The following is a 13,633-nucleotide window of genomic DNA, read 5'->3' on the forward strand; positions in this document are numbered from 1 at the left end:
AGGCGTTCATTCAACGCCCGATGGATGGGAGTCCGTGATGAGACAGGGCAAGCCTCGATACCGACCGACACTGCTGATGGCCATCATCCTGTCCCTGGCCGGCTGTTTCGCCCTGCCACAGGCAAGCTTCATGCTGGGCCGGCTGGCGCTGCAGTCAATGGGCGTGGAAAACGTGCGCATCGGCCGCTGGGCGGTCCCCGTGGATGCGCTGACGCTGGAACCCACGGCGCTGGCCCGGGCCGGACTTGATCTGGCCGGCATGCCGGTCAGCCTCGATCTGCCGCTGTCTCTGACCCCACCGGACGCCGCACCCGATGTGACACTGGCAGGCTACGCCTGGCGACTTGTGGTGCCGGGCGCCGAGCCGGTCACTGGCGACGTGAACGAACCCGTGGCACTGCGCGGCGGCGAGCCGACCACCCTGCGTTTGCCGATCGAGCTGTTCCCCGACACGCCTGAACGCGAAGGCACTGCCTACGACCAACAACTGCTGACACTGGCACAGCGTCTGGCCGTTCGTCAGCAGCTGCCGGCGGGCAGTACGCTTTCCCTGACACCCCGCCTGGATGGCCAGATGGCGCAGCTGATTCCAGCCCCGACCATTACGCTGGACATCGGCGATGGCGGCACACAGGACAGCGCCGCCACGCTTCCCGCACCGCCGGAACGCGCCACACCTGCAGCCGACACAGCGCCGGCATCACCCGCCCCGACCGCCAGAGACCGTGACACCCTGCAGCCATGAAAAAACCGACGCCAGAGCGCCGGTTTCCATGTTACCCAGAGATGTTATTCGATCTACCCAAAGGGGTTACTCGATCGCGCTCAGGGTGCCCTCTCCCACCACCTCACCATCGGAAAGCCACTCGATGCGGTTGTCTCCTGTCATGCGGATCTGATAACAGGTGGTCTCGCCGCTGCCGTAGTCAAGACACATCCGATCATTTTCGATCGTGGATTGACCGGTATAGTCCTCGCCTTCGATGGTGCCATCGACGCGGTAGGCTTCACTGTATTGACTGCCGTCGGCCATGGCTCCGGTCACACGATGGCCCAGAATGTTGTCGCGAATGGCACTGCCGGAAAGACGTTCGCCCTGCTCGCTGCTCCGGGATTGCTGCTCGCTGTGGCTGTCGGAAGCGCCGGCCAGCACCGGCCCTGCCGCCATGCCGGTCAGCAGCAACATTCCCATGACCGCTTTTGTCATTGTTCTCATCAAATCACGCTCCATTGATCAAAGCATTCAGTGTGGCATCAACGACCGAACATGCTGACTCGGGACACGCCACTTTCAGCCCTGCTTTAGTCGACCCCGGCGTTCTCGAGGGTATTGTCGCGCCCGGTCCAGGCGATGGCGAACTGCCAGGCCGCGCGGCCACTGCGCACGCCCCGTGCCAGCGCAAAGCGACGCGCTTCGGCGTCTGCCGCCTCATCGAACATCCCCCCCAGATGGGCAACCCAGTGGGCGCAGGTCGCAAGATAGGTCTCCTGATCAAAGGGATAAAACGACAGCCACAGCCCGAACCGGTCGGAGAGTGAAATCTTCTCCTCGACAGCGTCACCATGGTGAATTTCGCCGCCCACGACCTGCGTATTACTGTTGTCGGCCATGCTCTCCGGCAGCAGATGACGCCGGTTGGAGGTGGCATAAAGCAACACATTGTCCGGCGGTCCGGTCAGGGTGCCATCCAGCACGCTCTTGAGTGCCTTGTAGGCGTCATCGCTGCCTTCAAAGGAGAGATCGTCACAGTAGACGATAAAGCGATAGTCACTGCCTCTGAGCGTTTGCACCAGGGTGGGCAACCCCACCAGATCGTGGCGGTCGACCTGAATCAGGCGCAGGCCCTCACCGGCCAGATCGTTGATCAGCGCCCGGATCAGCGAGGACTTGCCGGTCCCGCGGGCGCCCCACAGCAGCGCATGGTTGGCCGGCCGTCCGCGCAGAAAGGTGCGGGTGTTCTCGACCAGCGCCGTTTTCTGACTCTCGATGCCGATCAGCTCGGCCACGCTGACGCTATCGCGCGGCGCCACCGGCGTCAGCCGTCCGCCCAGCGCATGGCGCTGCCAGAGGGCGGCCACATCGCGCGACCAGTCGATGGGGGCCTGCTCGGGCGGTAACAGCGGTTCCAGTCGGTCCAGCAGGTTCAGAAGGCGTGTGCTCAACTGCTCATTCATTCAGGGCTCCGCATCGGGTTATGCTGTCATGTGACAATGATCCCGCTATCCTGCCGTGCCCTCCTGGCGCGCGTCCAGTCGGGTCCATCGACCATTTACAGGAGTGTTGCCGTTCATGATGCGCAAGACCATGCTGAGCGCACTGGCTCTGAGCCTTGGCCTGAGTGCCTGCACCACCTCGCCGCTGGGACGCTCTCAGCTGTCGCTGTTTGACAGCAGCGAGATCGACCAGCAGGGCCAGCAGGCCTTCGAGGAGTATCGCCAGAATCACAAACAGGCCACCGGCCGTGATGGCCGCTATGTCACCTGCATTGCCGATGCCATCATCGACACGCTGCCCGAGGGCCAGGGACCGTCGAAATGGACCGTTGGGGTCTATCAGGATGAGGAACCCAACGCCTTTGCCCTGCCCGGCGGCTACGTCGTGATCAATACGGGGTTGATGAAGGTGGCAAAGGATCAGGACCAGATCGCCACGGTCGTTGGTCACGAGATGGCCCACGTGCTGGCCAACCATGCCAACGAGCGCACCTCGACCCAGTCCTTGACCAGTACCGGACTGGGCGTGGTGCAGTCCGTGACGGGTAACAACGCGCTGGCCCAGCTTCTGGGTGCCGGCGCTCAGTATGGCGTGCTGCTGCCCTACTCACGCCGCCAGGAGAGCGAGGCCGACCTGTTGGGTCTGGATCTGATGGCACGCGCCGGCTTTGACCCGCAGGCCAGTATCGCGCTGTGGCAGAACATGGCCAGCGCCGGCGGCGGCCAGCCCCCGGAGTGGGCCTCGACCCACCCCAACAGCGGCGAGCGCAGCGAGGCCCTCAAGGGCCGCATGCAAAGCGCGCTCAAGCTCTCGGAGCAGGCACGCGCGGCCGGCCATACCCCCAGCTGCGGCAACGTCAGCTCCTGAGCACTGCCGGGCCGGTCAGCGAAGATCGGCCCGCAGCGCGTCCAGCACGGGCGTGGTATCAGGGCGCGTACCGCGCCACTGATACCAGGATTCGGCCGCCTGGCCGACCAGCATGCCCAGCCCGTCCACACAGCGCACCCCGAAGGCCTGCGCCCACTCGAGAAAGACGGTGGGGGCAGCGCCGTACATCATGTCGTAGGCCAGCGCCCCCTCGTTGAACAGCGTCTCCGGCAGCGGCGGCAGCGCACCGGCAAGGCTGGCACTGGTGGCATTGATGACCAGATCAAAGCGGCCATCGATCGCTTCAAAACCGCAGCCGCATACCCTGCCCCGGGCATTAAACAGCTCGGCCAGTGCCGTGGCCTTTTCCACCGTTCGATTGGCAATGACCAGCTCGGCCGGCCCGGTTTCAAGCAGCGGGTCGATGACCCCGCGCACCGCCCCACCGGCCCCCAGCACCAGAATGCGCGCGTCCGCAAGCGGTGCCCCGAGCCGCTCAAGATCCAGCAGCAGCCCGGCGCCGTCGGTATTGTCCCCAACGACCGTGCTGTCTTCGGTCACGATCAGCGTATTGACCGCGCCGGCGAGTCTGGCGCGCTCGCTCAGCCGGTCGGCCAGCGCCGCGGCTTCCTGCTTGAAGGGCACGGTGACGTTGGCGCCCAGACCGCCCTCGGCCATGAAGGCCCGCCAGCACCCCGGGAAATCATCAACCGGTGCCAGGCGGGCCTCATAGCACACCGGATCCCCCAGCTGCGCGGCGAAGCCGGCATGGATCATGGGCGATTTCGAATGCGCCACGGGATGACCAAAGACAGCGTAAAGCGGCGACTCACTCATGCCGGATCGCCCTCCTCGAGCCAGTCACGCGCATGCAGATAGTGCGTATACAGCTCGGCCTCGGGAGAGCCCTCCTCGGGCTGATACTGATAGGCCCAGTGGGCCACCGGCGGCATCGACATCAGAATCGATTCGGTGCGCCCGCCGCTTTGCAGCCCGAACAGCGTGCCGCGGTCGTAGACCAGATTGAACTCGACATAGCGGCCGCGCCGATAGTTCTGGAAGTTGCGCTCCCGCTCGCCGTAAGGGGTTTCGCGGCGCTTGTCGACGATCGGCACATAGGCCGGCACGAAGGATTCGGCCACCGCCTGCTGAAAGGCAAAGCTCTGCTCAAAGCCCTCTTCGTTGACGTCATCAAAGAACAGACCGCCCACACCGCGGGTTTCATCGCGGTGCTTGAGATAGAAATACTCGTCGCACCAGCGCTTGTAGCGGGCGTAGACATCATCGCCGAAAGGGGCGCAGGCATCATGGACGGTGCGGTGCCAGTGCACCACATCCTCAAACACCGGATAGTAAGGTGTCAGATCGATGCCGCCGCCGAACCACCAGACCGGGTCTTCCCCTTCCTTTTCGGCGATAAAAAAGCGCACGTTGCCGTGGGTGGTGGGCAAATGCGGGTTATGCGGGTGCAACACCCAGGAGACGCCAACGGCATGAAAGCTGCGCCCGGCCAGCTCCGGGCGCGCGGCGGAGGCCGACGGCGGCAGGTTCTCACCAAAAACGTGGGAGAAATTGACGCCGCCCTTTTCAAACACGGCGCCATCGGTGATCACTCGCGAGCGACCGCCGCCGCCATCTTCGCGCGTCCAGGCATCTTCCACGAAATCAGCGTGGCCATCGGCGCGGGCCAGCGCCTGACAGAGCCGATCCTGAAAGTCCAGCAGGTAGTGTTTCACCCTTTCGAGATAGGCATGTGACACGGTGTCTCTCCAGCAGGGTCATGGCGATCGTTTCAAGCCATGACGGGCAGTGTATGGCGGGGACAGGGCTAGTCGCGCAGCACATCATCGGTGAGCAGATCGCGGATCTCGCTGGGTCGCGTCCGACCGCCCAGCGGGCCGTCCACGATCAGGACACGGGTCCCGAAGACGCTTTTGATCTCCGAGGCAGAGCGACACGGCGCCTCGGTGGCCCGGTTGGCCGAGCTCGATACCAGCGGCCCGCCGAAGGCGTCACACAGCGCCCCGACCAGCGGGTGGTCGCTGACCCGCAGGGCCACGCTCGCATGCTCGCCGCGCACCAGCGGATGCGCGCGGCCATTGTCCGGTACCAGCCAGCTCACGGGTCCCGGCCAGCTGGCCTCGAGCCGAGCGTGTTGCGCGTCATCAAGACCGGCAAGCCAGGGGGCAAACTGCTCGATGCGAGAGGCAATCAAAATCAGCCCCTTGGCGGGATCACGTGCCTTGAGGGCTACGAGACGCTCAAGTGCGGCGGTGTTGTCGGGATCACAGCCCAGCCCCCAGACGGCCTCCGTCGGGTATGCCACGACACCGCCGGCCTGCAGATGCATGGCGGCGTCCTTCAAAAGCTGAGGTTGAACAGGAGAAGCGTTGACGTGTGAAGACATGCTGCGTGAATACCATTGCCCCAATCAGGTGGGCAGTGTATCTCATGCCAGCCTGCGGACCCAGCCGCCGGCGACCTGCGCCGCCCAGCCATCAAGCTCCAGCATGAGAAGCCGCGACTGCAGCGCGGTGATCGAGTCGCCGGTGCGCTCGACAAGCGCATCGACCGGAACGGGGGTATCGTCAAGCCACTGCCAGAGCGGGTCCTCGGGGCTTTTTTCCAACGGTGGCGCAACGGTGGCAGCAATGGATGGAATAGCATCAGGCGCGCCAGGTTCGGGGGCCGCGGGAGCGAGCGTCGCGCCACACCACTGCCGCTCGGGGAGCTCCTGAACAATGTCCTCCAGACAGGTGACCAGCCGGGCGCCTTCACGAATCAGCCACAGGCAGCCGCGCGCCTGCGGGTTATGCAGCGACCCTGGCAGGGCAAACACCTCCCGGTTCTGTTCCATGGCAAGCCTGGCGCTGACCAGCGAGCCGCTGGCCATGGCCGCCTCGACCACCAGCACGCCCAGTGACAGTCCCGTAATAATGCGATTGCGCCGCGGAAAGTGCTGCGGATGGGCCCTTGTTCCGGGCGGATGTTCGGACAGGAGCAGCCCGCCACCCGCCAGCAGCTGCTGACGCAGGCGAGCATGCGTGCGCGGGTAGAGCACATCGACGCCACAGCCCAAAACGGCGATGGTCGCACCTCGCGCCTCCAGCGCGCCATGATGGGCGCAGCCATCCACCCCCAGTGCCAGCCCGCTGACAACACCATAGCCGGCGGCCGCCATGTCACGCGCCAGTCGCCAGGCGTTGTCCTGCCCCTCGCGGGTGGGCCGTCGCGTGCCCACGACTGCCAGCGCCGGAGACGACAACGCCTCGAGCCTCCCCCAGGCCCACAGTACCGGCGGTGGGTCCGGCAGCTCCTCCAGCATGGCCGGCCAGGCCGGATGACCCGGCGTCAGCAGGTGATGCTGCTCATCGTGTTCAAGCCACGCCATGGCCGCCTCGACCCGGTCGTGCAACGCGCCCTGTCCGGGCATTTGAAGATAGTAACGCAGCATCTGTGCAGCCTCTTCGGGTAGCCGGGCAAGCCACCCCTCGGGCCAGACAGGGGCAGCCTGTCTGAGTGCCATGAGACGCCGCGCGCCCACCCGTGGCAGCATCGACAGCGCCAGCCACTGGCGAGGCGTATCGGGTTGCGTGGTCTCAGTCATCACCGATTGCCTCCACGCGATCTCCCGTGGCCATGGGCAGCCCGGCGCGCGTTACCAGCGCCAGGCTTGCCTGCTCAAACGTGCGAACGACCAGCAGCTCTCCGAGCACGCCACCGTCAAGCGCCAGCGACTCATGGGTCACCGGATCAGTCACGCTTTCGGCCTCGCCCTGTACGCGCAGACGCATGCCGGGTGTGACCCGGTGGCGACCCAGATCGATCACCACGATATCGCGCAGCCCCACCATGCGTCCGGCACCGGGACGGTCAATAATGCGTCCCTGCGTGCCGGCGGGGGCCGCCCGGGGCACCAGCTGCGCCGGGGGCACCCAGCCATCGAGCGCCATGAGATGCGCCCCGGCACTCACCTCCCGCGGGCTTTTTTCAACGGTGAGCGTCGACAATGGCGACCCCGAGCGCTCAAGACGCACCACCCCCTGACGGATCATGACCTGTCCCAGCGCCCGGCCCTGATCATCTTCAAGCAGTGCCCCCGGGGTATAGAGGCCAAACCGCTGCCCCGGACGCCCCTGAACGTGGCGTGCCAGCACCTGATCGCCAGCGCCGCTGAGCAGACGCCCCTCGCTGCCGCTGACCACGTAGGCTGCTGGCGAAACGGCTTGTGACTCGACAATGCGATAGTCCATCAGTGCCTGCGACCAGGCCGAGATATTGACGGGCTCGCCCGGCTGATCCAGCGGCAAAAAGCGCAGCCGGGGCGACAGGGTCGTGACATTGTCCGACGCGCCGGCCGGTGACGCATCCACCCTGCCGGAGGAGACGACAGCGACCGCCGCCATGACCACCGTCAGCGCCACAAGCCCTGCTCCCTGCCGAACGCCGCGGCACCTGTTCCCTGTCCCTTGCCGTTTCATGTCATCTTCGCTCTGCTGTCGGTTCCGTTGCCAACGCCTGCGCACTACAATGGGCGCCATACGGAGTGAATCCATTCATGCATTTACGGCCGCCATCCTGACCTTCTTGACCCATAGTGACCCTCGAATCGCTCGGATGGCGACCCCACAACAGATACGAACATGGCTCTACTGACGATTCTTGAATATCCCGATGAACGCCTGCGAACCCGTGCCGAGCCCGTAACCGAGGTCGATGACGAGGTGCGTCGCCTGATCGATGACATGTTTGAAACCATGTATGACGCCCCGGGCATCGGCCTTGCCGCCACGCAGGTCGACGTGCATCGCCGCGTGATCGTGATGGATGTCAGCGAAGAGAAAAACCAGCCGCTGGCGCTGGTCAATCCGGAAGTGACCCTGCTGGGCGAGGAACGCGAACCGCTGCAGGAAGGCTGCCTGTCGATTCCGGAATACTACGCCGAAGTGCCCCGTGCCCTGCGGGTGCATCTCAAGGCGCAGGATCGCAACGGCAAGTCCTATGAGCTGGAAGCCGATGGCCTGCTCGCTCACTGCATCCAGCATGAAGCGGACCATCTGGAAGGCGTGCTGTTTGTCGACTATCTGTCGCCGCTCAAGCGCGATCGGGTCAAAAAGAAGATGCTCAAGCGCCAGAAAACGACCTCCTGAGCCCCTTTGCCGCTCGTCGCTGACGGCCCGTTCCCTTTATCAGCGCCCCCTGCAGGGGCGCTGACGTCTTTCAGGACCACGCCATGCCCAGCCCCCTTCGCATTGCCTTTGCCGGCACGCCGGAGTTTGCCGCCGAACATCTTCGTGCCCTGCTCGAAAGCCATCACGAGATCTGCTGTGTCTACACCCAGCCCGACCGCCCGGCCGGGCGCGGCCGTCGCCTGACGCCCTCCCCGGTCAAGGCACTGGCACTGGAACACGACCTTGCCGTGCATCAGCCCGAGAAATTGAAAACGCCGGACACCCACGCGCCGTTGATCGAGGCCGACATCGATGTACTGGTCGTGGTCGCCTATGGCCTGATTCTGCCGCGCGCCGTGCTGGATATCCCGCGACGCGGTGCCATCAACGTTCACGCCTCCCTGCTGCCGCGCTGGCGCGGGGCGGCGCCGATCCAGCGCGCCATCGAGGCCGGCGATCGCGACAGCGGCGTGACCCTCATGGCCATGGATGAAGGCCTTGATACCGGCGACATGCTGCTGACGGTCCACACGCCCATCGATGACACCACCACGGCCGCCACGCTGCATGACCGCCTCGCCGGCATTGGCGCCACGGCCCTGATCGAGGCGCTTGATCGCCTCAGTGACGATCAGCTGCCGGCCACGCCCCAGCCCGAAGACGGCGTGACGTATGCCGCCAAGCTGAGCAAGGCCGAGGCCCGGCTCGACTTCAGCCAGAGCGCCACCGCCCTTTCGCAGCGCGTTCGGGCGTTCAACCCCTTTCCGGTCGCCTGGACCACCCTTCATGGCGAGACGCTGCGACTCTGGCATGCCCAGGCGCGTGACGCGCGGGAGGGCGAATCCGATGCCCTGGCCGGTCAGCTGCTGGACGCCGAGGCAGATGCCCTGTGTGTGGCCTGCGGCGAGGGTGTGTTGCGCATCACCCATGCCCAATTGCCGGGCGGCAAAATGCTGCCGGCCCATGAACTGCTCAATAGCCGGCGCGATCAGTTTGCCGCCGGTACACTGCTGGGAACCGATCAATGAGTCGTCAACGTACGCAAAAGCCAAAATATCCCATGGGCGTGCGGGCCCATGCTGCGCAGAACCTGGCCCCCGTCCTGAGCCAGCAGGGGTCGCTGTCCGGCGAGATCCCCGAGGGCATTGCCGCGCGGGATCAGGGTCTCTACCGGGCGCTGTGCTTTGGTGTGTGTCGCGCCCTGCCCCAGCTTGAAGCCGTCGCGGCAAAACTTCTGAAATCGCCTTTCAAGCAGCGCGATCAGGACATTCATGCCCTGCTGCTGGTCGGGCTGTATCAGCTCTTTCACATGCGCATCCCCACTCACGCCGCCGTGGGCGAAACCGCTGGCGGCGCGCGCGAGCTCAACAAGGAGTGGGCCACCCGGGTCATCAACGGCTGCCTGCGCCGCGCCGATCGCGAACGTGACACGCTGCTGGCAGAGGTCGAAAAAACATCTGCTGCCGCCCACTGGCATCCGCAGTGGATGCTGACCCGGCTGGAGAAAGCCTGGCCCGATCAGTGGCGCGAGATTACGGCGGCCAACAATGTGCCCGGCCCCATGACGCTGCGCGTCAATCGAGCCCATCAGTCGCGTGCAGACTGGCTTGAGCGCCTGGAAGGGGCCGGTCTGGCCGCACGCGCATGTGCGTTCAGTGATGACGGTCTGACGCTTGAGACGCCCTGTGATGTTGAACAGCTGCCGGGGTTTCAGGACGGTGACGTCAGCGTTCAGGACGAGGCGGCCCAGCTGGCCGCTGCGCTGCTGCTGAAGGATCTTGACGGGCGTGCAACACCGCTGCGCCTGCTTGATGCCTGCAGCGCGCCGGGCGGCAAGAGCGCCCACCTGCTGGAGTGCGCCCCCGACAGCGCCGTGACCGCGCTGGACAGCGATGCTCACCGCCTTGAGCGCGTGCGCGAGACGCTGGCTCGCCTGAAGCTTTCGGCCACTCTTGAAGCCGCGGATGCCACCACGGATGACTGGTGGGACGGGACACCCTTTGATGGCATTTTGCTGGACGCCCCCTGTTCCGGCACCGGCGTCATACGCCGTCATCCCGACATCAAGGCGCTGCGCCGGGACGAGGACATTGCCGAACTGGCCGCGCTGCAGGCGCGCCTGCTGGAGGCCCAGTGGCAGCGTCTGGCGCCCGGCGGGCGGCTGCTTTATGCCACCTGCTCGGTGCTGCCGGAGGAAAACGCCGAGCAGATTGCAGCGTTTCTGGCCCGCACGCCGGATGCGCGCGCATGCCCGATCACGGCCGACTGGGGCCAGAGCGCCGGTGAAGGCCGCCAGCTGATGCCGACACCCGACGGCCATGACGGCTTTTTCTACGCGCTGCTTGAAAAGTCCACCGCCTGATAAAATGCCCCGACCGGCGCCGGCAACAAGCTTTCACATGCCGGCGCTTGTCAGATGGGCAGGCGCCTTCGATACTAAAGGCCATCCTGACTGCCGGACACCTGACACCCCATGGCCTACTCACATCGCGATACCGACATGCCCGGGGCAAGGCCGCCAGTTGAACAGTGCGCGCTGATCGTGGTGGACCTGCAGGTTGATTTCATGCCCGGCGGCGCGCTGCCCTGCGCCCGCGGCCATGAAATCGTCGAGGGGATACAGGCTGCCATGCGCAGCGGCGAGTACGGCCACATCGTGGCCACTCAGGACTGGCATCCGGCCGGCCATATCTCCTTTGCCAGCAGCCATGGCAACCATCAGCCTTTTGATACGATCGAGCTGTATGGTGAAGAGCAGACGCTCTGGCCGGATCACTGCGTGCGTGCCACTGCCGGGGCCGTGCTGGACACACGACTCGACTGGTCGCTGGCCGATGTCATCATCCGCAAGGGCAGCGACCCGCGCGTGGACAGCTACAGCGCCTTTCGTGACAACCCGGGGCCCAGAGGTACAAGGCCGTCCACCGGACTTGCCGGCTGGCTGCAGGAGCGAGGCGTGACCGAGGTATCCGTCTGCGGGCTGGCTCGCGAGGTCTGTGTGCTCTGGACCGCCGAGGATGCCCACAGCGCAGGATTCAATACCCGATTTCTCTGGCCGCTGAGTCGTCCGGTGTCCTTTGACTCCGACACCGCGACATATCGGCGGCTGGAACACAGCGGTATCGCGATCGTCGATACCACATCAATGGACCCCCCTGACGCCTGACGCACAGGGGCCACGTTAAAGGAAAAACACCATGAGCGATCATGTCTACAAGTCCGTCGAACTGACCGGCTCTTCCGAGACCAGCATCGAGGAAGCCGTGCAAAATGCCCTGACCAAGGCCAGCCAGTCCATCGAGAACATGCAGTGGTTCCAGGTCACCGAGACCCGCGGCAACATCGAAAACGGCACAGTGGCCCACTGGCAGGTCAGCATCAAGGTCGGCTTCACCCTCGAGTGATGCCCGCGCGGCAGCCAGCTTCTGGCTGCCGCTTTTACGTTTTTGTCAGCCCCCTTCTCACCCTTCCCCTGGTCGCCGTTTGGTGCCAACATTCCCCGCCATTGATCTTGCCTCATCACCTTTCGGACCCTCGTCATGAAAATCATCATTCTGGGCGCCGGCCAGGTAGGCGGTACGCTGGCCGAGCATCTGGCGCATGAAGACAACGACATCACCGTGGTGGATGTCGACAGCGTTCGCCTGCGTGATCTGAGCACGCGTCTGGATCTAAGGACCGTGCAGGGCGTGTGCTCCTACCCGATCACCCTGAAAGAGGCCGGGGCCGAGGACGCCGACATGCTGATTGCGGTGACCAACTCCGATGAAGTCAACATGATGGCCTGTCAGGTGGCCCATACGCTTTTCAGCACGCCGACCAAGATTGCCCGGGTGCGCGCGACCCAGTATCTGACCAGCAAGGGGCTGTTTTCTCAGGACGCCATCCCGATCGATGTACTGATCAGCCCCGAGCAGGTGGTGACCAACCACATCCGTCGTCTGATCGAGTATCCCGGCGCGCTGCAGGTACTGGATTTTGCCAACGGCCTGGCGCAGCTGGTGGCGGTCAAGGCCTACTACGGCGGCCCGCTGGTGGGTCAGGAGCTGGCATTTCTGCGTCGCCACATGCCCAACGTCGACACGCGGGTAGCGGCCATCTATCGGCGCAACCGACCGATCATGCCGCGCGGCAATACCGTGATCGAGGCCGATGACGAGGTGTTTTTCATCGCCGCGCGCAAGGACATTCGCACCGTCATGGGCGAGCTCCGGCGCGTCGACCGCGGCTTTCGCCGGGTGATGATCGGCGGCGGCGGCAACATCGGCGAGCGACTGGCCGAAACGCTCGAGCAGGACTATCAGGTCAAGATTCTCGAACAGAATCTCGAGCGCTGCACCCAGCTCTCCGAAAATCTGAAACGCACTGTGGTGCTGCACGGCAGCGCCACCAGCAAGCGGCTGCTGCTCGAAGAAAACATCGAGGAGTGCGACATCTTCTGCGCGCTGACCAACGATGACGAGGTCAACGTCATGTCCTCGATGCTGGCCAAGCGTCTGGGCGCCAAAAAGGTGCTGACCCTGATCAACAATCCGGCCTATGTGGACCTGGTGCAGGGCGGCGAGATCGATATCGCCATCTCGCCGCAGCAGGCGACCATCGGCGGGCTATTGACCCACGTGCGCCGCGGCGACATCGTCAACGTCCACTCCCTGCGCCGCGGGGCGGCCGAGGCGATCGAGGCGATTGCCCACGGCGATTCGCGCTCATCGCGCGTGGTCGGGCGCACCATCGGCGACGTCAAGCTGCCCGAAGGCGTCAGCATCGGCGCCATCGTACGCGGGCGGGATGTCATGATTGCCCATCGCGACATCACCATTCAGACCGATGACCACGTCATCCTCTTTGTGGTCGACAAGCGCCGGCTCAAGGAGGTCGAGCGCCTCTTCCAGGTGGGGCTGAGCTTTTTCTAGCCGCCATCTGCCGGGGCTATCGCCGGGCCTGTCGTCGCTGCCACCATCGGCGGGCCAGCCACACATAGGGCGGCAGGTTGATCAAAAGCGCCCCCAGGCCCAGCCACAGCTGGATTGTTGGCGTCAGGCCGGCCGGGTAGATCACCCCCAATAGATAGTGCTCGATGAAGCCGCCTTCAAACCCCGCCTGGCCGGCGTACCGACGCAGCAGGTTCTCCAGCGGGGTCAGCGGACAGCGCCAGCCGTTGAGCTCCAGCGCCACGGCCCAGGCCAGCGCCGGTAGATGCAGCCAGGCAAGTTTCGGGCGCCACAGCACCATCAGCGCCCCGAGTATCACCCAGAGGATAAAGGCCAGATGCACGATCAACACCGCATCGGCCGCCAGTCGATAAATCATGGCTCACCTCCCGTCGAACGTCGTCGTGGATCCCGTCAGGTTTGATGCAGCGGCCATTCAGCATCGATTT

Annotated in this window: 16 protein-coding genes; 8 read left to right on the forward strand and 8 right to left on the reverse strand. The window is 64.8% G+C overall.

Annotation, left to right across the window (positions count from 1 at the left end; genetic code table 11):
• Positions 1-37: 37 nt before the first annotated feature.
• Positions 38-745, forward strand: coding sequence for a hypothetical protein (locus ACXMYO_RS10065; protein ID WP_457808609.1), 708 nt, complete (start codon positions 38-40; stop codon positions 743-745).
• A gap of 66 nt (positions 746-811) precedes the next feature.
• Here the strand turns inward: ACXMYO_RS10065 and ACXMYO_RS10070 are convergent, their stop codons facing one another.
• Positions 812-1,216 carry a hypothetical protein gene (locus ACXMYO_RS10070; RefSeq protein WP_457808610.1) on the reverse strand — a complete coding sequence of 135 codons (405 nt, stop codon included), beginning with the start codon at positions 1,214-1,216 and terminating at the stop codon, positions 812-814.
• A gap of 86 nt (positions 1,217-1,302) precedes the next feature.
• Entirely contained in the window at positions 1,303-2,175 is an 873-nt protein-coding gene (locus ACXMYO_RS10075) for an ATP-binding protein (protein ID WP_457808611.1), read from the reverse strand.
• A 115-nt stretch (positions 2,176-2,290) separates the two neighbouring features.
• On the opposite strand from ACXMYO_RS10075, the gene ACXMYO_RS10080 reads away from it, so the two are divergent.
• Positions 2,291-3,082 (forward strand): M48 family metalloprotease, encoded by a 792-nt coding sequence (locus ACXMYO_RS10080; protein ID WP_438764399.1) that lies wholly within the window; start codon positions 2,291-2,293, stop codon positions 3,080-3,082.
• A 15-nt stretch (positions 3,083-3,097) separates the two neighbouring features.
• On the opposite strand, the gene aroE is transcribed toward ACXMYO_RS10080, so the two are convergent.
• From aroE to ACXMYO_RS10105, 5 genes are all read right to left on the reverse strand, one after another.
• Entirely contained in the window at positions 3,098-3,919 is an 822-nt protein-coding gene (gene aroE, locus ACXMYO_RS10085; protein ID WP_457808612.1) for a shikimate dehydrogenase, read from the reverse strand.
• Entirely contained in the window at positions 3,916-4,842 is a 927-nt protein-coding gene (gene hemF, locus ACXMYO_RS10090; RefSeq protein WP_457808613.1) for an oxygen-dependent coproporphyrinogen oxidase, read from the reverse strand. The genes aroE and hemF overlap by 4 nt, the downstream gene beginning before the upstream one ends.
• Positions 4,843-4,910: 68 nt before the next feature.
• Positions 4,911-5,489 carry an L-threonylcarbamoyladenylate synthase gene (locus tag ACXMYO_RS10095; protein ID WP_457808614.1) on the reverse strand — a complete coding sequence of 193 codons (579 nt, stop codon included), beginning with the start codon at positions 5,487-5,489 and terminating at the stop codon, positions 4,911-4,913.
• 42 nt (positions 5,490-5,531) lie between these two features.
• Entirely contained in the window at positions 5,532-6,689 is a 1,158-nt protein-coding gene (gene dprA, locus ACXMYO_RS10100; protein ID WP_457808615.1) for a DNA-processing protein DprA, read from the reverse strand.
• Entirely contained in the window at positions 6,682-7,506 is an 825-nt protein-coding gene (locus ACXMYO_RS10105) for a hypothetical protein (RefSeq protein ID WP_457808616.1), read from the reverse strand. The genes dprA and ACXMYO_RS10105 overlap by 8 nt, the downstream gene beginning before the upstream one ends.
• Before the next feature lie 219 nt (positions 7,507-7,725).
• On the opposite strand from ACXMYO_RS10105, the gene def reads away from it, so the two are divergent.
• From def to trkA, 6 genes are all read left to right on the forward strand, one after another.
• Positions 7,726-8,232, forward strand: a complete 507-nt coding sequence (gene def, locus ACXMYO_RS10110; protein ID WP_115855484.1) for a peptide deformylase — start codon at positions 7,726-7,728, stop codon at positions 8,230-8,232.
• A gap of 83 nt (positions 8,233-8,315) precedes the next feature.
• Entirely contained in the window at positions 8,316-9,281 is a 966-nt protein-coding gene (gene fmt / locus ACXMYO_RS10115; RefSeq protein ID WP_457808617.1) for a methionyl-tRNA formyltransferase, read from the forward strand.
• Positions 9,278-10,615: a 16S rRNA (cytosine(967)-C(5))-methyltransferase RsmB gene (gene rsmB / locus ACXMYO_RS10120; RefSeq protein WP_457808618.1), complete on the forward strand. Its 1,338-nt coding sequence runs from the start codon at positions 9,278-9,280 to the stop codon at positions 10,613-10,615. The genes fmt and rsmB overlap by 4 nt, the downstream gene beginning before the upstream one ends.
• Positions 10,616-10,726: 111 nt before the next feature.
• Positions 10,727-11,419, forward strand: coding sequence for a nicotinamidase (locus tag ACXMYO_RS10125; RefSeq protein ID WP_457808619.1), 693 nt, complete (start codon positions 10,727-10,729; stop codon positions 11,417-11,419).
• A gap of 31 nt (positions 11,420-11,450) precedes the next feature.
• Positions 11,451-11,657: a dodecin gene (locus tag ACXMYO_RS10130; RefSeq protein ID WP_115855487.1), complete on the forward strand. Its 207-nt coding sequence runs from the start codon at positions 11,451-11,453 to the stop codon at positions 11,655-11,657.
• Between the two features lie 135 nt (positions 11,658-11,792).
• The gene (trkA, locus tag ACXMYO_RS10135; protein ID WP_438764410.1) at positions 11,793-13,166 is read left to right on the forward strand and encodes a Trk system potassium transporter TrkA; all 1,374 of its coding nucleotides are present in this window, start codon (positions 11,793-11,795) and stop codon (positions 13,164-13,166) included.
• Between the two features lie 16 nt (positions 13,167-13,182).
• Here the strand turns inward: trkA and ACXMYO_RS10140 are convergent, their stop codons facing one another.
• Complete coding sequence (locus tag ACXMYO_RS10140) at positions 13,183-13,563, reverse strand: DUF2784 domain-containing protein (protein WP_457808620.1); 381 nt, start codon at positions 13,561-13,563, stop codon at positions 13,183-13,185.
• Positions 13,564-13,633 lie beyond the last annotated feature (70 nt).

This window comes from Kushneria sp. EE4 (genome assembly GCF_977968315.1).